The sequence below is a fragment of the Phyllobacterium sp. SYP-B3895 genome (genome assembly GCF_009647635.1).
Taxonomy (GTDB): Bacteria; Pseudomonadota; Alphaproteobacteria; order Rhizobiales; family Rhizobiaceae; genus Phyllobacterium; species Phyllobacterium pellucidum.
In genome coordinates this window covers 181,625-208,290 of the sequence record NZ_WJIG01000003.1, presented here as the reverse complement: position 1 = coordinate 208,290, position 26,666 = coordinate 181,625, and the positions used below count along the sequence as shown (strand labels likewise).

Sequence of the window (26,666 nt, the reverse complement as noted above, 5' to 3'; positions counted from 1 at the left end):
ACGGGTAATCGTCTCATGTACAAAACTACGACAACCCGTACATCTTCTTTCGCAACCCTTCCTTGTCCTTGAGATACTTCTCCTTGAGTATGTCGACGACGTGCTCCTGATAGGCCGGTTTCCATGTCTGGTAATCGGTATAGAACCCGGGCTTGTTGAAGACATAGCGGGCAAGGAAATCGAAGGGGACGAAATCGCTGATCAACTGATTGACGAGCCAGGCGTCGGCGTGGCGCGGAGCGGCACGTACGACGAGGAACCGTCGCTTCGGATCGATCTCCGCCATGTTGAGTTGGCCGGTCTGGCTGATCTCGCGCTTGGCGGCATTGAGGAACGGCCAGGTGCCGTCATGATTGATCGAAGCGGCGTTGGCGTGGATCCAGGTCTGCAGCCAGATATGGTCGATGTTGCGCAAGTCGCGGTCGGGTTCCAGCGTCTGGATGAGATGGCGGATGACCATCTCACCGCGATTTTCGAGGTATCCGGACTGTTCGATCCAGGATGCGCGCGGTAATTCAAGCCGTGAGGTCGTTGCGAGAAACTGGAAAACCGCTTCGGCATCCCGGATCGAGATATAGTTCACTTGCCAAGGGCGCGAGCGACGAAAGCCGGGGGCCGAGGGATCGCCGATGACGGTCGTGGTGTTGTCATCGACGAAGACATATGTGCCGCCGAAATGGCTGGTCCAATAGGCGCGGTGGCGGAAGATCACCTTGTCGGGCACAAGCGAGTTCTCGCGTATGTCGCCGGTGACCTTGGCAAGCGCCACCATGCGCGTGATCATGGCATCGTCGCGCCACGCGTCCGGTTCGTTCTGCAGCCGGTCGACGAGCAGCCGCAGTTCCGCTGCCTGGCCCATGACATTTTCGGCCGAAAGCACCCGGAATTCCACCTGATTGATAGAAAGCAAATCCTCGATATCGTTGACCACCGACACCGAGTCTTCGATCTCGCCGTAGATGACGTCCTTGATCGTCAGCGCATTGATAGCGCGGGCATTGCTCGAAAAGAACTCATACATCAACTGCGATGTGTTGGAGAACTGGGTGTGGACGACAGGAAGGTCGGCCTGCGCCGGCGTAAGGATGATGAAGCGGCGATTGACGCCGTTCGGATCGAGATAGGACGGGTCCTTCAGTTCAGCGGCAATTTCCGGCGAGAACCCGGTGCGGTCGATATTGAAGGCACTGAGCTGCGTCGCGGCAAAACCAAAGGCTGCGAGCGCGCGATTGTAGCGTTCGATCAGGTGCGGCTGGTCGACGTTGAGCAGGCGGCCATAGATCAGTTCGTTTTCGTAGAGCAGATCCACCGATCACCCCCCTTTGCGCTGCCGGGCATCTTCCCGAGAAGTGGGAAGATCGGATTTGCCTGAAAGCGACGCGAGACTAAACATCCCACTGTCCTTTCGCCTTCAGGGTCTCGACTTCGCGCACCGCTCGCTCGCGCAGCCTCGCGTCGCGGACCATTTTTTCCACGGCAGCATCATCGGACTTGTCGGCGTAGCGGAACTCGGAATCCGCATAGCGGTTCGTTTCCTGCAGCACCATTTCCATCGTGAAAGGCTTGCGCAGTTCCTCGATCATCGCTTTCTTCTCGTCATAACCCTTGTGCATGAAAGTTTCGGGCTTCTCGAACCATTCGTCTGGTAGCTCGACATCCATCGCCCGCATCTTGATGGCATCGGTGACATTCTTGATGGCGCGGCCGGTAAAGCGCGGTTCGCGCTCCTTGATCATATGAAGGTAAGTGCCGATATCGGCGAGCGTCTCCGGAGCGCCGTTTTCGGCAATGAAGCGGTCATAGACGGTGCGAAGCCCGTCCTCCTGTGGCTCCGAAAGTTGATCATAGGCGGTCTCGACAGCGCGTTCGATCTGCTGCGCCTCGAAAAGCTTATGGTCGCCGAGCGGAATCTTATGATTCTTGCCGGCGAGCAGCGCAAAAATGTCGATATAGTCGTCGCGGGATTGTGGGCCGTCCACCAGCCATCGTGCACCCGCCCGCTGGCGCAGGGCATCGTCGACATTCTCCGGGTAGTTGGAAAACATACCGAACGCGCAATTGCCGCGCACAACGGTCGAGGCGCCGGAAAATGCCTCCATCAAAACGCCGGTGATTTCGTGCTGGCCGGACGAGGCGCGATCATCGGAGCGCTTTGCCGCCACCTGGTCGATATCATCGATCGTCCCGAAGCCGATGGCGCGCGGATTGAGCACGTTGGTGACGAACTGCTTGCAGTTCTGCCCCGACTTGCCCTGATAGGACGAAATCTGGTCGACGCCGAAATTCTCATAATGGAAGGGATAGCCCGCAACCTGGCAGTAATCATTGACGAGGCCGGCGATCATCTGGATGAGCGTCGTCTTGCCCGTTCCCGGCGCGCCGTCGCCGATGAAAGTGAACAGAAATCCGCCAAGCTCGACAAAGGGGTTGAGCTGCCGGTCGAAATCATAGGCCATCAGCATTTTTGACAGTTTCAGGGCCTGGAACTTGGCGATGTGATTGCCGACGACTTCATCGGGTTTCTTGAAAGTCATCGTCAGCGGCGTGCGCTTCTTCGATGGCGCAACGTCGAAACCGTCCAGCGTGAAATCATCGCTGTCCAGCCGCAAATGTGTGTCTTCGAAATTGCCCAGGCCATCGAAGCGCGCCTTGCGACGCAGTAGCCCTTCGATCGACTGCGCCGCGAACGCCTTCGCTCGCGAAAGCAGAGCCTGTTCGTCGCCGGCGCCGGAGATCGACCTGTCGAGCCCGGCAATCACGGATTTCAGCGCATCCTGCGCCGTATCGAAATTGAAATCGGGTTCGGCAATATCGCTTACGGGTTCCGCATCGGATTCGACAAACTGCGCAAGGTAAGCCGACAGTGTAAAGGCCGCAACGTAAGCCGCAGCTAACAAAAGCTGCTTGAAGTGGCTGGCATCCTCGCCCTGCAGCGGTGCTGACGCATTGCGTGCACCAAGGCTGTCAAGATCGCTCTGACGCCCGAAGGTATCGGCAACCGCAAGCGCGACGGCGACGCCGCGGCGGGCGCGAAACAGCAATGTATGCTGCGCGATCGACAGCATCTGGTCGTCGGGTCGAACGGACTGGATCGACTTTGCCAATTCCACTTCGCGCGTCTTCCGCAGACCGCCGGTCGAAATGGTAGGAACGAAACGTCGGCCGGTTCCGGCGATTTCGGTGCCGGCTTTGCCCTCGCCAGTCTCAAGAGAGACAAAACGCGTCACCATCGCCTGCGCCACCGCCAGATGCCGGGCAATGTCCTGTTCGCTGATGGTCGTTAGACCGATATCCATGGCCGTCTCCTCAAATGCGGTATCGCCTGCCGGCAAAACCCGAGCATCTAGATGCCGCTTATCACCTGGCCGTTGGACAGGATATGTGTCTGGTACCCCGTGAAGATGCGCGATGCTTCTCCGGATGCGTAAAGCGCCTGATATGCTTCGTGCGGCACCAGCGCATGCTGTTCATAATGGCTGACGCCCTGACGCGTGGCTTCCAGATCGTCGGTATTGATGTGGAATTCCTCGCGCGCCGGCTCCGACGACCAGAGCCCGCGTTTGCCCGGCTTCTCGGCGACCGAAAATACCTCCTGCAATGTCCAGGTGAGAAGCCATGCGTCTTCCGGGCGGCGAACGCTGCCCAGCACATCCGCAACCTTCTGATTGTGCTCGGTAATACCGGCCGTATAAAACGGGCCGAGCACGAAACGGCGCAACTGCTTGGGGTGAAGCTCGGGAAAGTCCTGATCGAGGCTGGTTGCAATCGTCACCGGCGAAAGCGAATAGGCAGAATTCCTGGCCGCGAAATCATCGAAGCGGCGCGCCAGGACCGGGTTAAGCAGGCCGCCGACCGGAAGCGGAATTTTCACAGCAGGATTGAGCTTGCCGTCCTTTGCGACGAGAGCCTCGACCATATCCTCCGAGGAATCCTCGATCACCGCCATATAGACGAGCGGCAGGTTTGAAGCACCGTCGAAGGCGCCCCAATGCACGACATAGAACGGGCGCATCGTTTTCGGATTTACGGAAACACGGATGGTTTCCGGCAAAAGGAAGGGTGAGAAAACTTCGCCCCTTTCGACGGTTTCAAGATAAACGCGCTCCGCCATCGAACGCTGCAGGTCGTGGGGAAAGTCGCGACTGCGCAGAATGAAATCGGCCATTTCACTCCGCAGCGCCTCGGCCGGTGGAATTGCCGCAAGCCTTGCCTTGGCATCCTTCTTGTCGTTCTCAAGTTCCAGAACGTTCTGAAACACCGGAAATCCGCTATCCGCGCGCGATATGCGGAAACGTTCGGCAAAGCCGAGCCGGTTGCGCCAGCAGTCGAACGAGGCACTCAGCCGCTGCAGGTATTGCGCGACGGTCTGGGCCACCAGATCGTGCTTGTAGAGCGGAGAATCCTGCTGGTTCAAGAATATGCCGAGCCCGTCCAGCGCAGAGCGAATGGCGCCAAAATAGCGCTCGGCCGCCCCGATTTCCGCTTTATCGTCCATAGACTAGCTCTTCACGTAGTCGGCGGTGTTGTGCTTCTTGAGTACTTCGGAGAACCGGCGCGAGAATGCGTCGTCGGCGAGCTTCTTGCGCCGCTGTATGTCCTGCGAACTCACCATGTTCTTCTCATGCATTTCGAGAAGGTCGCCAATGTGCTTTTGTGCAGCGGCGCCCACACCGGCCATCGTCTCTTCGGCCGCCGTGTCGACCTTGCTGCCGAGCGTATTGATCTTGTGCGCGACGTCCTGCTGTGCCGCCGTCTTCAACGAGTCCTCGAGGGCCTTGTAAAGGACGATGCGCTGTTCGGTATCGATCGACAATTTGTTGATCAGTGTGCTTTGCGCGGCGATCTGATTGTTGAGCGAATCGACGAAGGTCTGGAACATTGACGTATAACGTTCCAGGGTCTGGCTTTCGGCGAGCAGTTCCTGCTCCTTCGCCTGACGCTCATTATACTCGGTCGCAAGCTTTGAGCGCTCGCCTTCGAGCGCGGCCCGTGCGCCCTGATCCGTTGACGCCGCGATGCGGTTTTCGATGTCGAGCAGTTGCGGGTTCAGTTCCTCGATTCGCTTCTGCGTGGCTTCGAGATTGGCGATCGTCGTCTTGCGCCGTTCGATGACCGAGGCGAGGCTCGTCTCCGACGTCTTGTAGCGCTGGTCGAGCACACCCTTCTGCTCCTTCAGGATACCGACGATGCGATCGGACTTGGCAAGAAGCTCCTGCAGGTTGCCAGCAAGCGACATATTGCGGACGCGGTCGGAACGCATGCGTTGCATCTTCTGTTTGGAGAATACGCCGATGAATTTTTCCCAGCCGGAATAGCCCTTCATGCTCTCGAATTCGGAGCCGAAGACGTTGGTGGCGTCCTCAAGACCGATGATGAGTTCAGCGATATTGCCTTCCATCACCTTCTGCTGCCGCAGCACATCATCGATGCGGGCGTTCTCGATATCGAAATCTGATGCGCCGATCTTTTCATCTGCCTTGGCGAACTTGTCGAGAACGACGCTCGACTGGTCGATCTTGGTCCGCATGTCATTGACCATGGACCGCGTCTTTTCGATTTCAGCATCGAAATTCTGCAAACTCGCCATTAGATTATTTCCTTTGTTTCCCAATAATAATTTCCGCCTCGAGCAGCGAATATAGACACGCCACACTGTGAATAAAACCCTACCAATGTACGACGACGCACAAGTAATCTGTCACACTGGTGTTCTGGCCATGTGCCTTGCTATAGAACGGCGGGCATAGCGGCATGGGCGCGGTAGCAATCACATGGGTTCGACTTCCAAAACGACGCTGAAAACGGTGTTCCGCATCGACTTTCCGAATAAGGACCGGCTCGGTCGCGGGAAGATGCAACTGCTCGAGCGCATTGCCGCCACCGGTTCGATCTCGGCTGCTGGCCGGTCGATGGATATGTCCTACAGGCGGGCCTGGCTGCTGGTCAGTGAAATGAACAAAATGTTCGCGGCCCCGGTTGTCGATTCGCAGCGAGGCGGCAAGCAAGGTGGGGGCGCGGTCGTCACCGCCTTCGGTGAAGAACTCCTCAAGCATTTCCACGCCATGGAAGCGAAAATCGCTGCGGCAATTGCCGAGGACATCGATTGGCTGGACGCCAACCGCAGCAGGACGACGACGTCGCCCGACGATCAGTAGGGCTCCAGCGCCACTGTCTTGATGATGGCGAAGACGGGAAGCCCCAGCTTCAAACCCAATCTCTCGCAGGATAGCTGCGTGATGCGCGCGAGGATCGGCGCACCGTCGCATTCGATGCGGATGTCAGCGGAGCCGGCTGCGTCGAGACTGATCGCCTCGACGGTTCCCTCGATGATGTTCAGCGCACTCAGATGCTCCGGCCGCATGGTCGACAGCATGACATCCTTGGCGAGGATATGAACGCGGACCGATCGGCCCTCGGCAATCTCCGTGCCCGAAACATAGAGGCGGGAAGAGTTGAACCCGATGGTGGCAAGCCGGTGAACAGCGTCGTACGTCACGACCTTGCCCTCGACAACCGCGCCGGCTTCGCGCTTTGAGGCTGCTACCGAGACGGAGGTTGCGTTGAGAACGTCTGTCGCGGCGCCCGCCATGGCGACCTTGCCCTCGCTCAGCAGGATCACCCTGTCGGCAAGACGCGCGACCTCCGCGACCGAATGGCTGACATAGATGATCGGGATATTCATCTCGTCACGCAGCGCCTCGAGATAGGGCAGGATCTCGGCTTTGCGGGTGTCGTCCAGCGCCGCGAGCGGCTCATCCATCAAGAGCAGGCGCGGTGACGACAAAAGCGCCCTGCCGATGGCAACGCGCTGCTTTTCGCCGCCCGACAGCTTTCCGGGCCGACGGTCGAGAAGTCCGCCGATGCCAAGGAGGTCGACAATCTTCGCAAGATTGTCCGCCCGATCCTGCTTCGGCGTGAACCAGCGTCCGTAATTGAGGTTTTGCTGCACCGATAAGTGCGGAAAGAGCCTTCCTTCCTGGAACACCGTCGCGAAGCGGCGCTTGTGCTTCGCCACGAAGATGCCGCGCTGCGTATCGAGCAGAACATCGCCATCGAAAACGATCCTGCCCTCCGTGGGACGCGCCAGGCCCGCAATGATCCGGATCACCGAAGTCTTGCCTGACCCCGAACGTCCGAAGAGGGCAGTGACGCCGCTTTCAGAAACGAACGCCACGTCGAGATCGAAGGTGCCAAGCCGTTGCTTCGCCTCAAACTGCAGCCTCATTCGAATTCCACCCGACGTCCGACGAGATATGCCATGAATTCCGATGCCATCAGCGCGGCCATCGATATGACGACGGAGATCATCGTCAGCCGGAATGCGGCGGCGTCGCCGCCCGGTACCTGTGTGAACGTATAGATCGCCGCAGAAAGCGTCTGCGTTTCGCCGGGGATATTGGAAACGAAGGTGATTGTCGCGCCGAACTCGCCCATCGCCTTGGCAAAGGAAAGGATCATGCCGGCAATAATTCCCGGCAGGATCAGCGGCAGCGTTACGGTGAGGAACACCCAGGCCGGGCTTGCGCCGAGCGTGGCCGCGGCATCCTCCAAGCGGCGATCGACCGCCTCGACTGACAGGCGGATGCTGCGCACCATCAAGGGAAACCCCATCACGCCGCAGGCAAGCGCGGCGCCAGTCCAGCGAAAGGAAAGGACGATGCCGAGGTATTCGGCCAGGAATGCGCCGATCGGGCCGCGCCTGCCGAAAAGAATCAGGAGAATGAAGCCGGTAACGACCGGGGGCAGGATGAGGGGCAGATGGACGAAGCCGTTGAGGATGGATTTGCCCCAGAATTTTCCGCGGGCGAGCAGGATGCCGACGAAGATGCCGGGAATGAGGCTGGCAAGCATCGCAACTGAAGCAATCCGCAGCGTAAGGTGGACCGCAGTCCACTCTTCATTGCTTAATGCAAACCAGTCCAATGCATGCCCCTCGCCCGTTCAAATTGCAGGACTATCCGAATACTAGGTCCGGATAGTCCGAGGATGTTATTTCAATACGGTAAATCCTTGCTTTTCAAAGAATGGCGTTGCCTTGTCCGATTTGATGTAGTCGAGCAGCGACGCAGCATCCGGGTTCTTGCTTTCAGCGAGGAGGGCGATCGGGTAGATGATCGGCTTATGGCTGTCCTCGGGGAACGTGCCGACAATCTTCACTTCCTTGTCGGCAGCTGCATCGGTCTGGTAGACGATGCCGTAAGGCGCCTCGCCGCGCGATACGAGCAGAAGCGCGGCACGCACGCTTTCCGCGCCGGCAACCTTCTTTTCAACCGACGACCACACGCCAAGCGACTCAAGCGCCTCCTTGCCGTATTTGCCGGCCGGGACGGAATCGACCGCCCCCATTGCAAGGCGGCCATCGCCAAGAAGCTTTGCAAGATCAAAGCCTTTCTTGATTTCAACGGGTTCCGCCTTGTCCTTGCCAGCGACGAGGACGATGCGGTTGCCCAGAAGGTTCTTGCGCGTATCCGCCTTGATCAGGTTCTTCTTGGCGACATAATCCATCCAGTCGAGATCGGCCGAAACGAAGATATCGGCCGGCGCACCGGATTCGATCTGCTTGGCGAGCGCCGAACTCGCCGCATAGGAAATCGCCGTTTCCTTGCCGGACTCTTTCGTCCAGGCGGCGGCGATATCGTCAAGGGCGTTCTTCAGGCTCGCCGCAGCAAAAACCGTGACCTTCTCCTGCGCCTGTGCCGTTGCAACCGGCCCTGCCATGCCAAGCCACGCCGCCGCACATGCGGCAGCTGCTAATTTCAACCATTGCCGACGTTGAATGCCCATTTAACCCTCCAGTTCAGGCGTTCGAGATATTTTTCTGAATATATCGATGGGCATCATATAGCCAGTGTTATATTTCTTGAAACATATTGCTCGGTGACCGGAGGATTGGCGCATGCACCGGATAGCGTTTTTGGCATTGCTTTTCCTGAGCTTCGCGTTTGCGGCACGGGCAGAAAGCTTCACCGACGCAGCTGGTCGAACCGTCGAACTTCCGGCCCGCGTCGAACGCATCATGGCGGCAGGCCCGCCCGCCTCGGTTCTCCTATATGTGCTGGCGCCGCAAAAGCTTGCAGGCTGGGTGCACGCCCCCTCGTCCGCGGAGGGCAAGCTCCTTCTCCCCGATGCACTGAAATTGCCAGAACTGGGGCGGCTGACCGGCAAAGGGAATGCGATCCGCGCCGACATCGTGACGAAGGCCAAGCCGGATTTGATTATCGATGTGGGCGATGTCAGCGAGGAATATGCAGTTCTCGCATCGCGTATCCAGAACGAGACCGGTGTGCCCTATATACTCCTCGACGGAAGCCTCGCGAAGACGCCCGAGATTTTCGAGACGTTGGGGAAGGTCGTCGGAGAGCCGGAACGCGGCACGGAACTTGCGCGATACGCCAGGATGACGCTGGACAAGCTTAATGAGGGTCTCGCCAAGATTCCCGCGGACCACCGTCCCCGGGTCTATTACGGGCGGAGCGCCGATGGAATGCAGACCGGGCTCGCCGGTTCGATCAATCTCGAGCTGCTCGACGCCCTCGGCGCCGTCAATGTTGCGGCCGAAAAGGGGCAAGGCGGGTTGGCGAAAGTGACGCCGGACGAGGTCGTCAAATGGAATCCCGACATTATCATTGCAGCGGACCCGAAATTCGCTGCAATGGCGCGATCCGATCCTGCCTGGAGCGGCGTCAATGCAGTGAAAAGCGGTCGTGTCTTCGTCCAGCCGGCACTGCCCTTCGGCTGGTTCGACGGGCCGCCGAGCGTCAACCGCCTGATGGGCATAATCTGGCTGGAACAAATGCTCTATTCCGATGTATTCCCGACCGACCTGCGCAAGGAAGCGAAAGCGTTTTACAAGACCTTCTATCAAGTGGATCTCAGCGACGCGGAATTTGACCGATTATTGCAGGTAAAGCCCTAGGAGCGAAAAATGGTACGGGAGAATGAAATTCGCGCCAATGAAGTAGCGGTCCGGGCGCCCGAGCCGGCTGATGCCGCCCTCGCTTTCATCGGCCGGATCTCAACGCCGTGGACTTCTCGCCTCACATGTCCACGTCAGGCCCGCCATGATGGGCCGCTCTGCACCATCGAAATATTCGAGACCTGGGCGGCCGGACTGGAAGGCGTGGCGGCGTTCGAGCGGCTCGAAGTCCTCTATTGGCTCGACCGGTCGCGCCGCGACCTCGTCCTGCAAAGCCCTGGCAATAATGGCGTGGTCCACGGCACATTCTCGTTGCGCTCGCCGGTCCGGCCGAATCCTATCGGCACGGCCATCGTCAAACTTGAATCTGTGAACGGGTCAATCCTGTCGGTGCGCGGGCTCGATTGCCTCGACGGCACGCCGCTTCTCGATATCAAGCCTGACAGGACGCTGTTCAAGCCGATTGCACCGCCGCAACCCGGCGATTTCGAAACCGATCCGGCCGCGACGGCAACCTATTGTCAGAAGCGGTAGAGAATTCTAGTCGATTGCGACCATCACGTCGGAGGCTTTGACCACTGCATAGGCGTTGTCGCCAACCTTGAGGCCGAGTTCGTCGACAGCCTCATTGGTGATCGAAGCCGTGACGACCGATCCACCAACGTCGATGCGGACATGGGCGGTCGTCGCGCCCTTGGTGACCTCTACGACCTTGCCTTTCAGACGGTTGCGTGCGCTGATTTTCATGAGTGTCCTCCGTTATTGCGCCTGCCGCGCTTGTTGAATGTGCGACCATACCTTGCCTTGCCGATACTGACCATTGAAGACTTAAAGAGCCTTGAAATCCCCCGGCGATACGCGCCCCGTCTCTTCTTCCCAATGCTTGCGACACAGCGAAACATAAAGGGATTTCTCGATCGCCACCTGGTCGCCCTCGGTCAGCGCATGACCCTCGGGATCGCGCCGGACGACCATCGTCGCCTTGGCGCCGCAATGGCAGATGGTGCGGATTTCACGCAAGCTGTCGGCGATGGCGAGAAGTTCCGACGAGCCCGGAAACAGCTTGCCCTGAAAATCCGTGCGAAGCCCGAAGCACATGACCGGAATGTTGAGTCGGTCGGCAACGCGCGCGAGCTGCCATACCTGATCCTTTGTCAGGAATTGCGCTTCATCGACAAATACGCAGCTGATGGCACTAACCTTGTGCGCGACGGCAATTCGTTCGAACAGCCTGTCGTTTTCGCGATAAAGCTCCGCAGCAGCGCTGACGCCGAGGCGCGACGTTATTTTTCCAACGCCGTTTTCGGCATAGTGCGCGGCGGTAAACAGCATCGTGCGCATGCCACGCTCTTGATAATTATAGGAAGCCTGCAGCAGCAGCGTCGATTTGCCGGCATTCATTGCCGAATAGCTGAAATAGAGTTTTGCCATGACCTGCTTTAACCGGAATGAGCGGTGGCATGCACCCCTCACACAAGCTTGTCCGCAACTTTTGTCGGATTTTTAACAACTGTCGCGATTTGACCGGATTTATGCGCGCCTATGCTTGAATGGCCGCCGATTTGGTGCTTGGTTCTTGCAAGTATCAACCGGGAGAAACCCGGAGAGGGAGAACTACCAATGAACGTACTATCCAAACTCACCGTTTCGCTGGCTCTTGTTTTGTCTGCTGGCACCGCGTTTGCCGCCGAGCCCGATTCCTGCAAGGCCGTTCGTTTCGCCGACGTCGGCTGGACCGACATTACCGCAACCACCGCAGCGACGAGCGAAGTGCTCAAGGCGCTTGGTTATTCCACGGACACGAAGGTCCTTTCCGTTCCTGTCACTTACGCCTCGCTCGGCAAGAAGGACATGGACGTCTTCCTCGGCAACTGGATGCCGACAATGGCTGCCGACATCAAGCCATACCTCGAAAACAAGACCGTGGAGGATCTGGGCCCGAACCTCACCGGCGCGAAATATACCCTCGCCGTGCCGCAATATCTCTATGACGAAGGTCTCAAGGATTTCAAGGACATCGCCAAGTTCAAGGACAAGCTCGGCGGCAAGATCTATGGCATCGAACCCGGCAATGACGGCAATCGCCTCATTCTCGGCATGATCTCCAAGGACCAGTTCGGCTTGAAGGATTTCGAGCTCGCGGAATCGTCCGAGCAGGGCATGCTGGCGCAGGTTGCCAAGGACACGAAGGGCAAGAAGCCGATCGTCTTCCTTGGCTGGGAACCGCATCCCATGAACACGAACTTCAAGCTCGCCTATCTTTCCGGCGGCGATGACGTGTTCGGTCCGGATTTTGGCGGCGCCGTCGTCCACACCAATGTCCGTGCGGGCTATACGACCGAATGCCCGAATGTCGGCAAGCTGCTGACCAATCTCAAATTCAATCTTGAGATGGAAAACCAGATCATGGGCAAGATCCTCGACGATGGCGAGGATGCACCCAAGGCTGCATCGGAATGGCTGAAGGCCAATCCCGCCGTTCTCGATACCTGGCTGGCTGGCGTAACCACCGTAGACGGCAAGGAAGCTCTGCCCGCCGTCAAGTCGGCTCTGGGACTCTAACAGGCGATCCCGACGGGGGAACGGCTGTAACAACGAAAAGAAGCTAGGCCGCCCGGCATATCCGCCGGACGGCTCCTTTCATCCATTCGTTTCGCGACAGAGGGATACTTCCGCTTGGACTGGTTAACGCAAGACAAGATTCCGGTTGGCAGGACTGCCAAGCAAATCGTCGATTGGCTGACGAACAATTTCGCCTGGTTCTTCGACGGTCTCGCGATCCTCATGCAGGGCTTCATCGACGCGCTCATGTTCGTCCTGAAATATCCGCATCCTCTCATCATGGTCGCGATCTTTTCGGCGATCGCCTATGCGCTGCGCCGCTCCATTGGCGTTACCATCCTCACCGCGCTTGGCTTCCTCTTCATTCTCAACCAGGGCTACTGGCAGGAGACGATGGAGACCCTGACGCTCGTCCTTTCATCCTGCATCCTGTGCATGGGCATCGGCGTGCCGATCGGCATCATCGCCGCCCATCGCCCTAAATTCTATGCGGCGATCCGGCCGATCCTCGACCTCATGCAGACCTTGCCGACCTTCGTCTACCTCATCCCGGCCATCGTCTTCTTCGGCATCGGCATGGTGCCGGGCCTGCTTGCGACCGCCATTTTCGTTCTCCCGGCTCCGATTCGCCTGACCCATCTCGGCGTCTCGTCGACGCCGACGCATCTGATCGAGGCTGGCGAAGCCTTCGGCGCCTCGTCGCGCCAACTCCTGTGGAAGATCGAACTGCCCTATGCCATGCCGCAGATACTGGCCGGCCTCACCCAGACGATCATGCTCTCGTTGTCCATGGTGGTCATCGCCGCGCTCGTCGGCGCCGATGGACTGGGTGTTCCGGTCGTCCGCGCGCTCAACTCGGTCAATACCGCCCTCGGCTTTGAAGCAGGGCTTGTCATCGTGGTCGTCGCCATTGTGCTTGACCGCATCTTCCGTCCCGGCAAGGAGGCAGGGGAATGACCGCGATTACGCTCGACAATGTCTGCATAATCTTCGGCAAGAAGACGGATGGTTCGCTCGCGCTTGCCGATAAGGGCAAGAGCCGTTCGGATATCCAGGCCGAGACCGGCCACGTGCTTGGCGTGCATAATTGCTCGATCACGATAGAGGAAGGTGAGATCGTGGTGCTCATGGGGCTGTCAGGCTCCGGCAAATCCACGCTCCTGCGGGCGATCAACCGCCTGAACCCGATCTCCCGCGGTTCGGTTGTCGTTCACAACAATGGCCGATCCATCGATGTCGGCAAAGCCGACAAGGGTACGCTGCGGGATCTGCGCAAGCATCTCGTTTCAATGGTGTTCCAGCAATTCGGCCTCCTGCCCTGGCGCACGGTCGAGGAAAATGTCGGCTTTGGCCTGGAGCTTTCCGGCGTTCCCAAGGAAGAGCGGGCCAAGGCCGTCCAGCAGCAGCTCGAACTGGTGAACCTCAAGGATTGGGCAAAGCGCAAGGTCGGCGAACTTTCCGGTGGCATGCAGCAGCGCGTCGGCCTCGCCCGTGCCTTCGCCACCGGCGCGCCTATCCTGCTCATGGATGAACCCTTCTCGGCGCTCGACCCGCTGATTCGCACGAGGCTCCAGGATGAGCTTTTGAGCCTGCAGGCGCGCCTGAAGAAGACCATAGTTTTTGTCAGCCACGACCTCGATGAGGCGATGAAAATCGGCAATCGCATTGCCATCATGGAGGGCGGCCGCATCATCCAGTGCGGCACGGCGCAGGACATCCTGCTCAACCCGGCCGATGACTATGTGGCGGATTTTGTCGCCAACATGAACCCGCTTGGGGTATTGACGGCGGCAGATATCATGGTTCCGCTCGACCGGACCCGGCCGGCCAGCCGGCCTTTTGCCGCAACCGCGCGTCCGGAAACGCCGGTACGTGAAATAATGCAGGCTGTCGCCAAGAACAGCGGCGACGTCGGCGTCGTCGACAAGGGCACCATACTCGGCATGATTTCGGCCGACGACATCGTCCGCGGGCTGCTACGGCACCAGAAGCACTGAGGCTTACTCGGCCTCGGATTGATCCTCGTCATCGCGGGATTTGCCGGCTGGCTGCCAGGATTGCGGCGAGACCTTTTTTTGCGTGTTGGAATCGGTAAAGATCCACCAACCGGCATCGGTCTCGTCCCACTGCCCACCCGTCGCCTTCAGTCGCTCGAGCGAGCGATACTGGCCGATCGATTCGTTTTCCTGGCCATCTTCGTCGGTCCAGAAAACCGTGACCTTGCTTCCGTCCTTGGGCGCCGTGGAAATTGGCTGTTTGCCGGCCATGCGTATCGCTCCCTGCTTCATATGCGTTGTTAAGTCACCATGAAGCAGGCATCGAATGCAAGCGGTCACGCGCGTTTTCCGCGATGACCGCTCATACGCGGGAGATCAGGCGGCCGCTTTCTTCTTCTCGATACGGGCGCGAATGCTTTCGACATCGGCCTTCGGCGTCGCCGCAAACAGGGTCTTCGTATAGCTGTGCTGCGGATTGGCGAAAACCTCGTCGCGCGTACCGTACTCGACGACCTCGCCGTAATACATCACCATCACCTCGTCGGCGATGTAGCGCACCACCGAAAGGTCGTGGCTGATGAAGACGTAGGTGAGGTTGAACTCGTCCTGCAGGTCGGCGAGGAGATTGAGCACCTGCGCCTGCACAGACAGGTCGAGAGCGGAGACCGGCTCATCGAGGACAAGCAGGCTCGGGCTCAGCATCAGCGCGCGGGCAATGGCAATGCGCTGGCGCTGTCCGCCGGAAAACATGTGCGGATAGCGGTTATAGTGCTCGGGGCCAAGACCGACCTTAATCAGCATCTGCATGGCAAGGTCACGACGTTCCGCCGCCGTCTTCTTCGTGTTGAGGAGCAGCGGTTCGCCGAGCACTTCACCGATCTTCTGGCGTGGATTGAGCGAGCCATAGGGGTTCTGGAAAATGATCTGCACCTTGCGGCGCAGTTCGGGCGTCACGGTATCCTTGGCGATATTGATGGGCTTGCCTTCGATCAGAAGTTCGCCCGACGTCTGCGGATCGATCAGCGTCAGGATGCGCCCGAGCGTTGACTTGCCGCAACCGCTCTCGCCCACAATCGCGAGTGTCTTGCCGCGTTCGAGCGTGAAACTGACGCCCTTGACGGCCCGAACGGATTTGTCCTTGCCGAACAGACCGCCGCCGACGTGATAGTCACGGATGATATTGCGGCCTTCGAGCACGATCTCGCTCATGGTGCCACTCCTGCATTGGCCGCTTCGTTCTTCATGAAATCCGCAACGGTCGACAACCGGTCGCCGGTGGCATTTTCCGGCAGAGCTGAAAGCAGCGCGCGCGTATAGGCATTCTTGGGCGATTCGAAGAGCGTCAGCACATCCGCCTCTTCCATCTTGCGCCCCTTATATTGAACGATGACGCGATCGGCGGTTTCCGCGACGACGCCCATGTCGTGGGTGATCATGATGAGGCCCATGCCGTGCTTGGCCTGGAGGCCGACGAGCAGATCGAGAATCTGCTTCTGGATGGTCACATCAAGCGCAGTGGTCGGCTCGTCGGCGATCAGGAGTTTGGGATTGCAGGCGATTGCGATGGCGATCATCACGCGCTGGCACTGTCCGCCTGACATCTGGTGCGGGAACGAATTCAGCCGTTCTTCCGGCGTTGGAATGCCGACCTGCTTGAGCAGTTCGATCGCCCGCTGGCGGCGCGCCTTTCCATCCATTTTCATGTGGACGCGCAAGACTTCCTCAAGCTGGAAGCCAACGGTAAAGCACGGATTGAGGCTGGCAACCGGTTCCTGGAAGATCATGGCGACGTCGCGGCCGACGATCTCGCGCCGTTGATTGGACGACATCGCGAGAAGATCGTGTCCGTCGAAGGTCATGCTGTCGGCGGTCACCGTAGCGGTCTTCGGAAGAAGCCCCATGACCGCGAGCATGGCCACCGACTTGCCCGAGCCGGATTCACCGACGATCGCGAGCACCTCGCGCGCGTTAACATGCAGGTCGATGCCCTGTACCGCCATGAAGAGACCGCTGCTGGTATCGAAGCCGACCGACAGATTCTTGATTTCCAGAAGCGCCATGCTCAGCTCCTCTTCAGTTTCGGATCGAGAGCATCGCGCAGCCCATCGCCAACGAGATTGATGGCAAGGACGGTGATGAGGATGGCAAGGCCAGGGAAGGTGACGACCCACCAGGCGCGCAGGATGAATTCGCGCGCTTCAGCGAGCATCGTGCCCCATTCCGGCGTCGGCGGCTGGGCGCCCATGCCGAGAAAGCCGAGAGCGGCTGCTTCGAGGATGGCGTTCGAGAATGAAAGTGTCCCCTGCACGATCAACGGTGCGAGACAGTTCGGCAGGATGGTCTTGAACATCAGCCGCAAGTGGCCTGCCCCGGCGAGCTTCGAGGCGACCACATATTCGCGGTTCTTTTCGCTCATCACGGCCGCGCGGGTAAGGCGGGCGAAGTGCGGCTGCAAGACCAGAGCGATTGCGATCATCGCGTTGAAGAGCCCGGGCCCGAGGATTGCGACAAGCACCAGGGCGAGGAGCAGCGGGGGGAATGCGAGAATAATATCCATGATGCGCATGATCAGCGCATCGACCCAGCCACGGAAATATCCGGCGAGCACGCCAAGGATCACGCCGGTTACCATCGAGATCGTCACGACGATAAGGCCAATGAACAGCGAGAAGCGCGCGCCATAGATGAGGCGCGAGAGCAGGTCACGGCCGACCGCGTCCGTTCCGAGCAGGAACATCGAATTGCCGCCGGTCTGCCAGGATGGCGGCGTCAGCAGCGCTTCGCGGTATTGCTGGTAGGGCGCGTGGGGCGCGAGCACCGGCGCGAAAATGGCGACGAGCATGAGGAACACAAGGACGCCAAAGCCGATCACAGCGCCCTTGTTGACGCTGAAATAGAACCAGAACTCCGAGAGCCGTGCCATCAGCCCCGCGGACTTGGGCGCGGCGAGCGGTACGGGAGGGGAAACTTCGTTAGTCAAGACTTCCTCACTTTACGCGGATGCGCGGATTGACGACTGCATAGAGCAGATCGACAATCAAATTTACGGTCATGACGATGAGCGCGACGAGCATGAGGCCACCTTGCACGACAACATAGTCGCGCTTGGCAATGGCGTCGATCATCCATTTGCCGATGCCCGGCCAGGAGAAGATCGTCTCAGTCAGAATCGCGCCCGCCATCAACAGGCCCATCTGCAAACCGATCGTCGTAATGACGGGGATCATGGCATTGCGCAGGGCGTGAACGCCGATGACCCGGCGGGGTGCGAGGCCCTTGGCGCGCGCCGTGCGCACATAGTCTTCGCCGAGCACTTCGAGCATGGCCGAGCGCGTCTGCCGCGCAATGACGGCGAGCGGGATCGTGCCAAGCACGATCGTCGGTAGCACGAGATGCGAGAATGCCGATTTGAAGGCGCCCTTCGGCCCGGAAATCAGGCTGTCGATCAGCATGAAACCAGTGGTGGGTTTGAAGAAATAGATGAGATCCATGCGGCCGGAAACCGGTGTCCAATGCAGGATGCCAGCAAAAAGGATGATCAGCAGGATGCCCCACCAGAAGATCGGCATCGAATAACCGACGAGGGCGATGCCCATGCTGAGCTGGTCGAACACCGAGCCGCGCTTGACGGCGGCAAAAATGCCGGCGGGAATTCCGATGATGGTCGCAAAGAGCATCGCACAGATGCTGAGCTCAAGCGTCGCCGGAAACAGCGTCAGGAAGTCGGTGAGGACTGCGCGCTTGCTGGCAATGGATGTTCCAAAATCCCCGTGGAATATGTTCCAGACGAACGAGAAATATTGTTCCCAGATCGGCCTGTTGAAACCGAACTGCTCCATGAGCAGTTGATGCCGCTCGGGCGTCATGCCGCGTTCGCCGGCAAGCGCGATGACCGGATCACCAGGAAGCAGGCGAATGAAGATAAAGGCAATGAAGCTGATGCCGATGAATGTCGGGATCAGCAGCAGCACTCGGGAAGCGATATAACGGAACATGGCAACCTGAAAAAATGCGGTACCGGCCGAAGCCGGTACCGCGAGGAGTTTGATTACTCGGCGATGTCAACGCTTTCGAAATTGTGGACACCGAAAGCGCTCGGCACGTAGCCGGTGACGTTCTTGGTCATTGCCGTCGTAACGAGCGAATGAGCGAGGGTTGCCCACGGAGCTTCGCGCTTGAACACGACCTGCGCCTGTTCGTAGAGCTTGGTGCGCTCGGCAACATCGGAAACCACAGCGGCCTTATCGATCAGGTCGGTGAATTCCTTGTTGCACCATGCGGCGCGGTTCGAGCTGCCTACGGCCTGGCAAGAAAGAAGCGTTGCAAGGAAGTTGTCCGGATCGCCATTGTCACCGGTCCAGCCGATGATGACGGCACCATCATGCTTCGGATCCGAAGCGCGCTTCAGATATTCCTGCCAATCGTAGCTGACGATCTCGACCTTGACGCCAACCTTGGCAAAGTCCGACTGCAGCAGTTCCGCGGTGCGGCGGCCGTTCGGCATGTATGGGCGAACAACCGGCATTGCCCAGATCTTCATCGAAAGATCCTTGACGCCAGCCTTTTCGAGAGCTGCCTTTGCCGCTTCAGGATTGTACTCGTCATCCTTGATCGACTTGTCGTAGGACCACATCGTTGGCGGGATCGGGTTGATCGCCGGCGTGCCCTGACCGAGATAGACGGCATCGACGATAGCCTTCTTGTCGATTGCCATGTTGAGCGCCTTGCGCACTTCCGGCTTGTCGAACGGAGCCTGCGTCGTGTTGTAGGCGAGCGTCGAAACGTTGAGGCCGCTTTCCTGCAGGACGGTGAGGTTCGAGTCGGCCTTCAGGCCCTCGACGTCAGCCGGATCCGGATAGATCGTCAGCTGGCATTCGCCGGCCTTGAGCTTCTGTACGCGAACGGCAGCATCCGGCGTAACAGCGAAGATCAGGTTGTCGAGCTTGACCTTGCCCTTCCAGAAAGTCGGATTGGCTTCGTAGCGGATGGCGGTGTTGAGCTGATAGTCGACGAACTGGAACGGACCTGTGCCGACCGGCTGCTCGTTGAACTTCTGCTGGGTGCCGTCAGCCTGCAGCTTGTCGGCATATTCCTTGGAGACGATGGACGAGAAGTCCATGGCAAGGTTGGCGATCATCGGCGCATTCGGCTTGGTCAGCGTGATCTTGACGGTCAGGTCGTCGACCTTCTCAACCGACTTGATCAGCTTGGGGAAATCCATGCCTTCGAAATATTCATAGGAAGCACCATCGACATATTTCGCCCAGGGGCTGCCTTCCTTCTGACGCTCGAAGGAGAAAACGACGTCGTCGGCATTGAGGTCACGCGTCGGCGTGAAATAGCTCGTGGTCTGGAACTTGACGCCGGGACGCAGCTTGAACGTGTACTGCAGGCCATCGTCGGAGATCGTCCAGCTTTCAGCAAGCGCGGCCTCGACTTCGGACTTGCCCGGCTTGAACTCGACCAGCTTGTTGAAAACGGCCTGTCCCGTAGCGTCGAGCGTCTCGCCGCCGGTATAGAGCGCAGGGTCGAAGCCGCCCGGTGCAGCTTCCGAACAATAGACCAACGTCTTGGCCGAGGCTCCACCTGCCATCAGCCCACCCGTCAGCATTGCGAGCGCGCTCGCCGCAAGGAGTTTCTTGTAGGTATTCATCTTTTCCACCTTCAGAGGTTTTTTGTGTTGCAGGCCCCCATGCCTACAACGAAAGTCGCATGGAAGCCTTTGCCATGTCGCAATGCAAGCAGATTCATTCGCAGTCAACCCGTCCCAGAAGGCATAATTGTCGATTCTGGGGAAAATCGCCCCATTTAATCAATTAATGGTGAAATCGACTAAAAATCCGTCCACTAACTTTTGGTATGCCGGGTAGCAGCGTTTACCAGTTTGACGCAAACGTGGCGTATTTCGCGCTAAGAGGGTACATTTCAGTCTAGTTCAGCACCAAAACACGTGCAAGAACTCATAAGATCAACAGGAGTGGTCTATTTTGGACGAAAACGGGCAAACAGCAATCGTTACAGGCGCCGGATCGGGGCTCGGGGCCGCCACGGCCCGCGCCCTCGCACAAAAAGGCGCCAGGGTCGCCATCATCGACATCAATCTGGACGCGGCCGAAAAGGTCGCCGCCGAGATCGGCGGAATTGCCCTTGCCTGCAACGTAGCCAACGCTGCCGAGGGCGAAAAGGCGGTTGCCCGCGTGGCCGATGAACTTGGGACCCCGCGCATTCTCGTCAATTGTGCTGGCATCGCCAATGCCGGACGTATCGTCGGCCGCGATGGTCCGCACGATCTCGAATTGTATCGCCGCGTCATCGAGGTCAATCTCATCGGTTCGTTCAACATGCTGCGTCTGGTGAGCGACGGCGCTGCAAAGCTTGAACCGCTTGCGACCGGCGAGCGCGGCGTCGTCATTTCAACCGCGTCGGTCGCTGCCTTCGATGGCCAGATCGGACAGGCCGCCTATGCCTCGTCGAAAGCGGGAATTGCCGGCCTCACCCTTCCGGCGGCACGCGAACTCGCACGCTTCGGCATCCGCGTGATGGCGATCGCGCCCGGAATCTTCGCCACGCCCATGCTGCTTGCCATGCCGCAGGAGGTGCAGGATTCGCTGGCGGCCTCGATCCCCTTCCCCTCGAGACTGGGCAAACCGGAGGAATATGCCGCCCTCGCGCTGCATATCATTGAAAATCCCATGCTGAACGGCGAAACGATCCGGCTCGACGGCGCCATTCGCATGGCGCCAAAATAGCCGGACGCGACGCCAGAAGATCGATCGGCTTGGCAGGCCGAGGAACGTTTCATAATTTGGTCCCAATCGGCGGAGTATCTAGGGCAATTCTTGTTACTCTAGCGCTTTGAGCTTCGGCCGGCCTGTTGCCGGTCCCTGCTTCGATATCCTGCAATTTGAAAGCCGAAATGATGAAACGAATTAGCGCCATGCTGTTGCTGCCGCTCGCTTTAGCGGCGCCGGCCCGGGCCATGGATAGCGGTGCAACGGAAGAGTTGCAGCGGCTTGATCCCGAAACCAGGCTGGAACAGCGCTGCGACGTCGAGGCGATGGACCGCATACACAAGGACCCGGCCAAGCTGGTCCCTGACGAACTCGTTGCCTATGCTTTTGAAGAGCCGAAGATCAAGGGCGATAAAATCCGTTCGGCCGGGGCAGCCTTTCGCAGCAAGGGAGAGTGGTATCACCTCTCCTACACCTGCTCGACCTCACCCGACCACATGACGATCCTGACGTTCCAATATGCGATCGGCCAGGTGGTGCCGCACGATCAGTGGGCGCACCACTACCTCGTCCCCTAAAAGTTCGAGGCGCACAAGGCGCCTCGAATGATCTCTCTGAACGAACATCGGTCAGTTGAACGTCGGTCGATCCTGTGCGAGCAGCATTTGTCCGATCGCGTCGACCTTCTTGGCGTTCGGCGCCTCATAGGCGAGCAGGCTCGGATCTGTTGCCGGCGCTGCAGCTGGCTGTGCAACGCGAACGGTCGGCTCGCTGGTCCGGTAATCCATCGCCTGCGGCGGCGGATCCATCGGCACGGCAACCTTCGCCGGATTGGCGATGACCGGCGTTATGTCAGCCTGTGCCATGAGGATCGGCTGCTGGTTGGCAGTGACACGTCCCGCTGTCGCCGTCGAGGTCGTCGTCGAAGCCGCCGGCGCCGCGGCGACCGCAGTCGTCGTTACGCCCGGGACATTGCTCGCGACCATGGTCGGGGCAGTTGCGATCGTCGGTCTGCCGCCCATGCGCAGGCTGGCGATATAGGCATTGGCGATGGCTGCGCTTGCATCCTTGGACGCGATGTCTGCCGTATTATAGCGGTCGCGTTTTTCATAAAACGCGTTGCCACCGGCAACGACCGTATAGTGCATGTTCTTATAGGGGAAGCGAAGGCCTGCCGTGTGGAAATACATGGCATTCTTCACCTTGGTATTGCGCTCGCCGCGCAGCACCGCGTCGGCGGCCGCCTGCACATCCGGGAGAGCAACGGACTTCATCGGGCGAGAAAGCACGCCTGGAGCGAACTGCCCCTTCTGTCCAACCACGCCACAGATGGAATCGCCCCATTTGCCGGAATCGAGGCGGTTCATCACGACCGTGCCAACCGCAACCAGCCCATCCTGGCTCGAACGGTTGGATTCGAAGAACATCGCCCGCTCAAGACACTCCTTGTCCTTCGGCGTATAGGCGTAGCTCTTGCTGGTGCCTTTATTCGTCAGATTGGCTGAAATTTTCGAGTGCTGTCCGGTCTGCGCGCAACCACTGACAAGCCCCGCGGCCGCTATGATGCCCGCAATTGAATGGATCTTCCACTTAGCGAAGCCGATCACGAAGCAATTCTCATCGCTGTTGTTCCTGCTGGTGAAGGTGCTCACAGAATGATCTCATTTAGGGCCAAACAATGGCAAAGATGACGTTAACGTTACCATGCCTATTCATCCTTTTGAAATCATGAACTTATTTTATTCACCCGCACAGCAAAAAAATTTCAAAAATGGCAAAATTAAGAATTCGTTTACCGTAATTGCCTTAATGTTTTGGCCAGTAACCACGCTCGAAGGCACGGCCGATGCACAAGCGCTCCCACCGGTATGACACGCGCGAATCACTAATGGAAGTGCTGAAGGAACTTGTGGCGCTGCAGGTTCCGGCGGAGGACGTGGCGCCGGTCCTGTGCACGATCGGCCCGGTTGATCTCGATCTCCTCGATGATTGCATGGATGCGATCGGATTCAATGACAACCAATCAGTCGCCGCCTGAGCCACTGCTACCAAACAGCTTGTTCCCCTGCCCGTCACGCACTATCAATCGGCCAACAGATCGAGAGGTATCCCGTGGCCGAAAAGAAAGACGTCTTGCGTGAAATCGATGAAGGCGCCGTTCGCCTTGCGCGTACATTGCTGCGCGCCGCGCGATATGCGGCGCTAGCGACGCTCGAACCTGGCTCCGGCCATCCTATCGCGACGCGGGTAGGCCTTGCCACCGACCACGACGGCGCCCCTGTCATTCTTGCATCAGCGCTGGCCGCGCATACGCCGGCGCTCCTTGCCGATCCCCGCTGTTCGCTGCTGGTGGGAGAGCCTGGAAAGGGCGACCCTCTGGCCCATCCCCGCATGACCATTACGGCGAAAGCACGCCAAATTGCACGCAACACGCCGGAACATGAGCGGATCGAGTGGCGCTATCTTTCGCACCTTCCCAAGGCCAAGCTCTATGCCGGTCTTGGCGATTTCAGTTTCTTTCGGCTCGAACCCGACAATGCCCGCCTGAACGCCGGTTTCGGGCGCGCCTATCAGCTGCCGCCGGCCGAATGGCTCAGTCTCAATCCGGCCAATGATGCGCTTGCGGCGGCGGAAAAATCGGCGGTCGAACACATGAACGAGGATCATGCGGCGGCGATTGCCCTTTACGCCCGGTATTTCGCCAAGGCGGATGACGGCAACTGGCGGATCACCGGCATTGACGCCGACGGCTTCGATATCGCGGATGGCGATGCGGTTGAACGCGTCTTTTTTGCTTCGCCGCTCACATCGGCGGAGGACATGCACAAGACGCTCGTCCGCATGGCAGGAGAAGCGCGCGCCGGCCTGCAGGCGTCCCAATCTCCGGCATGACGGCGTCGCCCGATCAAAGGGTCATCCGTATCGACGACCCTCGCGATGAACGACTTGCGCCCTATCGCGACGTGCGCGAGCGCGATCTCGTCGGCCGCGAGGGTCGATTTATTGCCGAGGGCAAGGTTGTCCTGAACGTGCTCTTGACGAGCCCGCACTTTGCCGCCGACTCGCTCCTTGTGCTGGAGAACCGGCTTTCGGGCCTGTCCGAACAGCTGAAACTGTGTCCGCCCGACGTACCGGTCTATTGCGTCAGCCGGGAGACGATGGATGCGATTGCCGGCTTTCCGATGCATCGCGGCGTTCTGGCAATAGGACGGCGCAGCGGACCGCACACCGTCGACACATTGCTTGCCGCCATGCCGGAACACGGGCTGGCCGTTGTCCTGTGCGGGCTTTCAAACCACGACAATATGGGCTCGATCTTCCGCAACGCCGCGGCTTTCGAGGCTGACTGCATTTTCATGGACGAGACGAGTTGCGATCCGCTCTACCGCAAGGCGATCCGCGTTTCTGTTGGCGCCGCGCTCAAGGTTCCTTTCGCCCGCGAGGGATCGATCGAAGCCATTGTCAGTAAACTGCAGAGCGCAGGCTATACGATTTTTGCCTTGAGCCCCTCGGGCAAGACGAGCATCAACGCGGCTGAGCCGGTCCAGCGCACCGCACTTCTCCTTGGAACGGAAGGGGAAGGTCTGCCAGAGGCGTTGCTGGACCGCCTTCAGACGGTGCGAATACCCATGTCGAAGAGCTTCGATAGTCTAAACGTTGCAACCGCCTCAGGCATCGCTCTCGCGCGGTTCAGCCGCTTTAGCGGGCTTTGAGGCGGCCTGCAGGGCGCGCACCCGGTCGGCAATGCTGACGATGGCCTCGCCATTTTCATCATAGACCGCCGGCACCTGTCTTTTAGCCTTGCCTAGAATTTCGTTGACGGGAGACTTCTCGCCTTCAAGCCTCGCCACCATGGCCACGACCTGTGCGGCAAGCGTATTCATCTCGTCGCGCATCAGCCGGGTTTCGTCGGCCTGGATCAGCGCTTGCTTGCCACGCGGCGTATCGACAACGGAAGTGCCCTGCTTGCGGCCGTCAGCGAGGACCTTGCGCAGTCTCTCGTTCAGCCTTTCCATGTCCTTCTCGCGACGGGCGAGTTTCGCCTCTGTGTCGGACAACTTGGTCAAAAGCGCGGTCGCCTGCTTTTCGAACTCGGTACGCTGCGCTGCTTCCTGTTCCAGACTATGTTGCAAAGCCTTGTGCTCGGTCTCGATTTTCCGCCGCTGCTCGTCGCTGTCGCGCTTTTCGCGCCGCGCGTCGTTCAATTCGTCGAGGAGGTTTTCGACGCGCGCGGATTGGGCAGCAAGTTCAATCTGCAGGCTATCGGCATCGATCGAGAGTTTCGACAGACGCCGGTTGAGCTGCTCAACCTCGCTGGTGCGCTCTTGGAGAGTCTTCGCCGTGCCACTGAGATTTTGTGATGATCGTTCGAGCGTATCTTCATTAGTACTCAGTGACGTTGAAAGACCGGCAATGCTGGTTTCCCGCTCGCCGAGATCCGCCGTGAGCTTGCGAATTAGCCGTTCCTTTTCGCCGATCTCGGTCAGGTGCTGCGCCGCTTTGTTGCGCGCGCTTTCGAGTGCAAGTTCGAGCTTGCGCTCCGCCATGGCGTGTTCGGCGCGCAATCCATCCCTTTGCGCCTGAATTTCATTGAGCGTCAGGGGTGTCTCGGCCTCCACATGCTTGCGGGTCAAAAGCATGGCCCTGCGCCAGATCGGCGGCGCGACCAGCAGGACCAGAAGCACGGCACTCAAGAACCCAAGGGCAAAATAGATTACGGACTGGATCAAGATCGGGGTCCTGTTGGCGTTTCTTTAAAGGGAGTCTTAGCAGCGGGGGCGCCGAAAACAAAGACGCGGACCGCATGGGTCCGCGCCGGGCAGACTTGAATCCTGCTCTGTCAGAACGGATTCCATGTCGGGGTCTGGGTCAGCTTCAAGTAGCCGACATTGACGCCAAGACGCGCGCCGACACCCGTGCGGATGGGAACGAGCAATACCTGATTGCGCTTGAGAACATTGAAGCCCACGCCGGCAAAAAGGTAGGCGGAACCAGCAACCCCAACAAAGCGCCCATAAAGATTTTGAACGTCGTCGAGGTTATAAACCAGCATCATCACGCGGGAGCCCTGTCCGCCAAAATCCCAGCCGATCGACGGGCCCTGCCAGTAGGTCTTGTGATCGCCGGCGTTCTTCGTATAGAGCGTGCCCTCCCCGTAGGTCAGGCCGCCGATGAGAGCGCCCGATCCTTCCTCGCCGAGGACATAGCCGTTAGGAAGGCCGTAACTCGCGAACACCTTCTCGACAGCTGTAGCCAATCCGCCTGAGGTTGATCCGAAGAACCGCTGACCGGAATTGACGATCTCTTCCATCGTATAGGTTTCTTGCGCGCGGGCCGCCTGGGCTTGGGCAAAAACAAGTGACACGAGTGTCAGGACGAGAAGAAGACCACGGTTCATAGACAAGAGTAGAGACGCCATCGTAATTCCTTTTGGCTGTTCGCTTCTTTGCCTGACGCCTG

29 protein-coding genes are annotated in these 26,666 nt (G+C 59.0%); 11 read left to right on the top strand and 18 right to left on the bottom strand.

What is annotated here, in order from left to right; all coding sequences use genetic code 11:
- Window positions 1-25: 25 nt before the first annotated feature.
- From GF108_RS13595 to GF108_RS13580, 4 genes are all read right to left on the bottom strand, one after another.
- Entirely contained in the window at window positions 26-1,309 is a 1,284-nt protein-coding gene (locus GF108_RS13595; RefSeq protein WP_370462163.1) for a DUF6638 family protein, read from the bottom strand.
- Between the two features lie 76 nt (window positions 1,310-1,385).
- Window positions 1,386-3,296 carry an AAA family ATPase gene (locus tag GF108_RS13590; protein ID WP_153668415.1) on the bottom strand — a complete coding sequence of 637 codons (1,911 nt, stop codon included), beginning with the start codon at window positions 3,294-3,296 and terminating at the stop codon, window positions 1,386-1,388.
- Between the two features lie 47 nt (window positions 3,297-3,343).
- The gene (locus GF108_RS13585; RefSeq protein WP_153668414.1) at window positions 3,344-4,495 is read right to left on the bottom strand and encodes a hypothetical protein; all 1,152 of its coding nucleotides are present in this window, start codon (window positions 4,493-4,495) and stop codon (window positions 3,344-3,346) included.
- Between the two features lie 3 nt (window positions 4,496-4,498).
- The gene (locus GF108_RS13580) at window positions 4,499-5,587 is read right to left on the bottom strand and encodes a hypothetical protein (RefSeq protein ID WP_027233473.1); all 1,089 of its coding nucleotides are present in this window, start codon (window positions 5,585-5,587) and stop codon (window positions 4,499-4,501) included.
- Window positions 5,588-5,771: 184 nt separating this feature from the next.
- Between GF108_RS13580 and GF108_RS13575 the strand changes: the two genes are divergently transcribed.
- Window positions 5,772-6,155: a winged helix-turn-helix domain-containing protein gene (locus GF108_RS13575; RefSeq protein ID WP_153668413.1), complete on the top strand. Its 384-nt coding sequence runs from the start codon at window positions 5,772-5,774 to the stop codon at window positions 6,153-6,155.
- Here GF108_RS13575 and modC read toward each other — a convergent pair.
- The 3 genes from modC to modA form a co-directional block, all read right to left on the bottom strand.
- Window positions 6,149-7,225, bottom strand: a complete 1,077-nt coding sequence (gene modC, locus GF108_RS13570) for a molybdenum ABC transporter ATP-binding protein (protein WP_153668412.1) — start codon at window positions 7,223-7,225, stop codon at window positions 6,149-6,151. The two genes, GF108_RS13575 and modC, sit on opposite strands and share 7 nt — an antisense overlap.
- Window positions 7,222-7,923: a molybdate ABC transporter permease subunit gene (gene modB, locus GF108_RS13565; protein ID WP_153668411.1), complete on the bottom strand. Its 702-nt coding sequence runs from the start codon at window positions 7,921-7,923 to the stop codon at window positions 7,222-7,224. The genes modC and modB overlap by 4 nt, the downstream gene beginning before the upstream one ends.
- Before the next feature lie 66 nt (window positions 7,924-7,989).
- Window positions 7,990-8,784: a molybdate ABC transporter substrate-binding protein gene (gene modA / locus GF108_RS13560; RefSeq protein ID WP_091923885.1), complete on the bottom strand. Its 795-nt coding sequence runs from the start codon at window positions 8,782-8,784 to the stop codon at window positions 7,990-7,992.
- A 112-nt stretch (window positions 8,785-8,896) separates the two neighbouring features.
- Here modA and GF108_RS13555 point away from each other — a divergent pair, with 112 nt between their 5' ends.
- Together GF108_RS13555 and tsaA are read left to right on the top strand one after the other, a co-directional pair.
- The gene (locus GF108_RS13555; protein WP_153668410.1) at window positions 8,897-9,916 is read left to right on the top strand and encodes an iron ABC transporter substrate-binding protein; all 1,020 of its coding nucleotides are present in this window, start codon (window positions 8,897-8,899) and stop codon (window positions 9,914-9,916) included.
- A gap of 9 nt (window positions 9,917-9,925) precedes the next feature.
- On the top strand, window positions 9,926-10,450 hold the full coding sequence (tsaA, locus tag GF108_RS13550) for a tRNA (N6-threonylcarbamoyladenosine(37)-N6)-methyltransferase TrmO (RefSeq protein WP_153668409.1): 525 nt from the start codon (window positions 9,926-9,928) through the stop codon (window positions 10,448-10,450).
- 6 nt (window positions 10,451-10,456) lie between these two features.
- On the opposite strand, the gene GF108_RS13545 is transcribed toward tsaA, so the two are convergent.
- Together GF108_RS13545 and GF108_RS13540 are read right to left on the bottom strand one after the other, a co-directional pair.
- Window positions 10,457-10,663, bottom strand: coding sequence for a molybdopterin-binding protein (locus GF108_RS13545; protein ID WP_027233480.1), 207 nt, complete (start codon window positions 10,661-10,663; stop codon window positions 10,457-10,459).
- 81 nt (window positions 10,664-10,744) lie between these two features.
- Window positions 10,745-11,347, bottom strand: a complete 603-nt coding sequence (locus GF108_RS13540) for a thymidine kinase (protein ID WP_153668408.1) — start codon at window positions 11,345-11,347, stop codon at window positions 10,745-10,747.
- A gap of 189 nt (window positions 11,348-11,536) precedes the next feature.
- Between GF108_RS13540 and GF108_RS13535 the strand changes: the two genes are divergently transcribed.
- The 3 genes from GF108_RS13535 (at window position 11,537) to choV (ending at window position 14,475) form a co-directional block, all read left to right on the top strand.
- Entirely contained in the window at window positions 11,537-12,478 is a 942-nt protein-coding gene (locus GF108_RS13535) for a choline ABC transporter substrate-binding protein (RefSeq protein WP_153668407.1), read from the top strand.
- A gap of 114 nt (window positions 12,479-12,592) precedes the next feature.
- Window positions 12,593-13,435, top strand: a complete 843-nt coding sequence (choW, locus tag GF108_RS13530) for a choline ABC transporter permease subunit (RefSeq protein ID WP_027233483.1) — start codon at window positions 12,593-12,595, stop codon at window positions 13,433-13,435.
- Window positions 13,432-14,475, top strand: coding sequence for a choline ABC transporter ATP-binding protein (gene choV / locus GF108_RS13525; protein ID WP_091944185.1), 1,044 nt, complete (start codon window positions 13,432-13,434; stop codon window positions 14,473-14,475). Before choW ends, choV begins: the two co-directional genes overlap by 4 nt.
- Before the next feature lie 3 nt (window positions 14,476-14,478).
- On the opposite strand, the gene GF108_RS13520 is transcribed toward choV, so the two are convergent.
- The 6 genes from GF108_RS13520 to GF108_RS13495 form a co-directional block, all read right to left on the bottom strand.
- Window positions 14,479-14,745, bottom strand: coding sequence for a hypothetical protein (locus GF108_RS13520; protein ID WP_027233485.1), 267 nt, complete (start codon window positions 14,743-14,745; stop codon window positions 14,479-14,481).
- Window positions 14,746-14,850: 105 nt separating this feature from the next.
- A complete protein-coding gene (locus tag GF108_RS13515) occupies window positions 14,851-15,684 on the bottom strand; it encodes a dipeptide ABC transporter ATP-binding protein (RefSeq protein ID WP_027233486.1) in 834 nt (277 codons plus the stop codon).
- The gene (locus GF108_RS13510) at window positions 15,681-16,535 is read right to left on the bottom strand and encodes an ABC transporter ATP-binding protein (RefSeq protein WP_051615418.1); all 855 of its coding nucleotides are present in this window, start codon (window positions 16,533-16,535) and stop codon (window positions 15,681-15,683) included. Before GF108_RS13510 ends, GF108_RS13515 begins: the two co-directional genes overlap by 4 nt.
- Before the next feature lie 2 nt (window positions 16,536-16,537).
- Window positions 16,538-17,398 carry an ABC transporter permease subunit gene (locus tag GF108_RS13505; protein ID WP_051615420.1) on the bottom strand — a complete coding sequence of 287 codons (861 nt, stop codon included), beginning with the start codon at window positions 17,396-17,398 and terminating at the stop codon, window positions 16,538-16,540.
- 64 nt (window positions 17,399-17,462) lie between these two features.
- Entirely contained in the window at window positions 17,463-18,470 is a 1,008-nt protein-coding gene (locus GF108_RS13500; RefSeq protein ID WP_027233488.1) for an ABC transporter permease subunit, read from the bottom strand.
- 53 nt (window positions 18,471-18,523) lie between these two features.
- Window positions 18,524-20,128 (bottom strand): ABC transporter substrate-binding protein, encoded by a 1,605-nt coding sequence (locus GF108_RS13495; protein WP_027233489.1) that lies wholly within the window; start codon window positions 20,126-20,128, stop codon window positions 18,524-18,526.
- 334 nt (window positions 20,129-20,462) lie between these two features.
- Between GF108_RS13495 and GF108_RS13490 the strand changes: the two genes are divergently transcribed.
- Together GF108_RS13490 and GF108_RS13485 are read left to right on the top strand one after the other, a co-directional pair.
- Window positions 20,463-21,224 carry a 3-hydroxyacyl-CoA dehydrogenase gene (locus GF108_RS13490; RefSeq protein WP_153668406.1) on the top strand — a complete coding sequence of 254 codons (762 nt, stop codon included), beginning with the start codon at window positions 20,463-20,465 and terminating at the stop codon, window positions 21,222-21,224.
- A gap of 170 nt (window positions 21,225-21,394) precedes the next feature.
- Entirely contained in the window at window positions 21,395-21,784 is a 390-nt protein-coding gene (locus GF108_RS13485; protein ID WP_091946402.1) for a DUF930 domain-containing protein, read from the top strand.
- Window positions 21,785-21,835: 51 nt separating this feature from the next.
- Here GF108_RS13485 and GF108_RS13480 read toward each other — a convergent pair whose 3' ends face one another.
- Complete coding sequence (locus GF108_RS13480) at window positions 21,836-22,858, bottom strand: cell wall hydrolase (protein ID WP_370462162.1); 1,023 nt, start codon at window positions 22,856-22,858, stop codon at window positions 21,836-21,838.
- A 194-nt stretch (window positions 22,859-23,052) separates the two neighbouring features.
- On the opposite strand from GF108_RS13480, the gene GF108_RS13475 reads away from it, so the two are divergent.
- The 3 genes from GF108_RS13475 to GF108_RS13465 all read left to right on the top strand — a co-directional run bounded on the left by GF108_RS13475 (window position 23,053) and on the right by GF108_RS13465 (window position 24,919).
- A complete protein-coding gene (locus GF108_RS13475; RefSeq protein ID WP_153668405.1) occupies window positions 23,053-23,244 on the top strand; it encodes a hypothetical protein in 192 nt (63 codons plus the stop codon).
- 74 nt (window positions 23,245-23,318) lie between these two features.
- Window positions 23,319-24,098, top strand: a complete 780-nt coding sequence (locus tag GF108_RS13470) for a HugZ family protein (RefSeq protein WP_370462161.1) — start codon at window positions 23,319-23,321, stop codon at window positions 24,096-24,098.
- A complete protein-coding gene (locus GF108_RS13465) occupies window positions 24,095-24,919 on the top strand; it encodes an RNA methyltransferase (protein WP_153668403.1) in 825 nt (274 codons plus the stop codon). The genes GF108_RS13470 and GF108_RS13465 overlap by 4 nt, the downstream gene beginning before the upstream one ends.
- On the opposite strand, the gene GF108_RS13460 is transcribed toward GF108_RS13465, so the two are convergent.
- Together GF108_RS13460 and GF108_RS13455 are read right to left on the bottom strand one after the other, a co-directional pair.
- A complete protein-coding gene (locus GF108_RS13460; protein ID WP_153668402.1) occupies window positions 24,875-25,936 on the bottom strand; it encodes a hypothetical protein in 1,062 nt (353 codons plus the stop codon). The two genes, GF108_RS13465 and GF108_RS13460, sit on opposite strands and share 45 nt — an antisense overlap.
- 110 nt (window positions 25,937-26,046) lie before the next feature.
- On the bottom strand, window positions 26,047-26,604 hold the full coding sequence (locus tag GF108_RS13455; RefSeq protein WP_228019372.1) for a DUF1134 domain-containing protein: 558 nt from the start codon (window positions 26,602-26,604) through the stop codon (window positions 26,047-26,049).
- Between the last annotated feature and the right edge of the window lie 62 nt (window positions 26,605-26,666).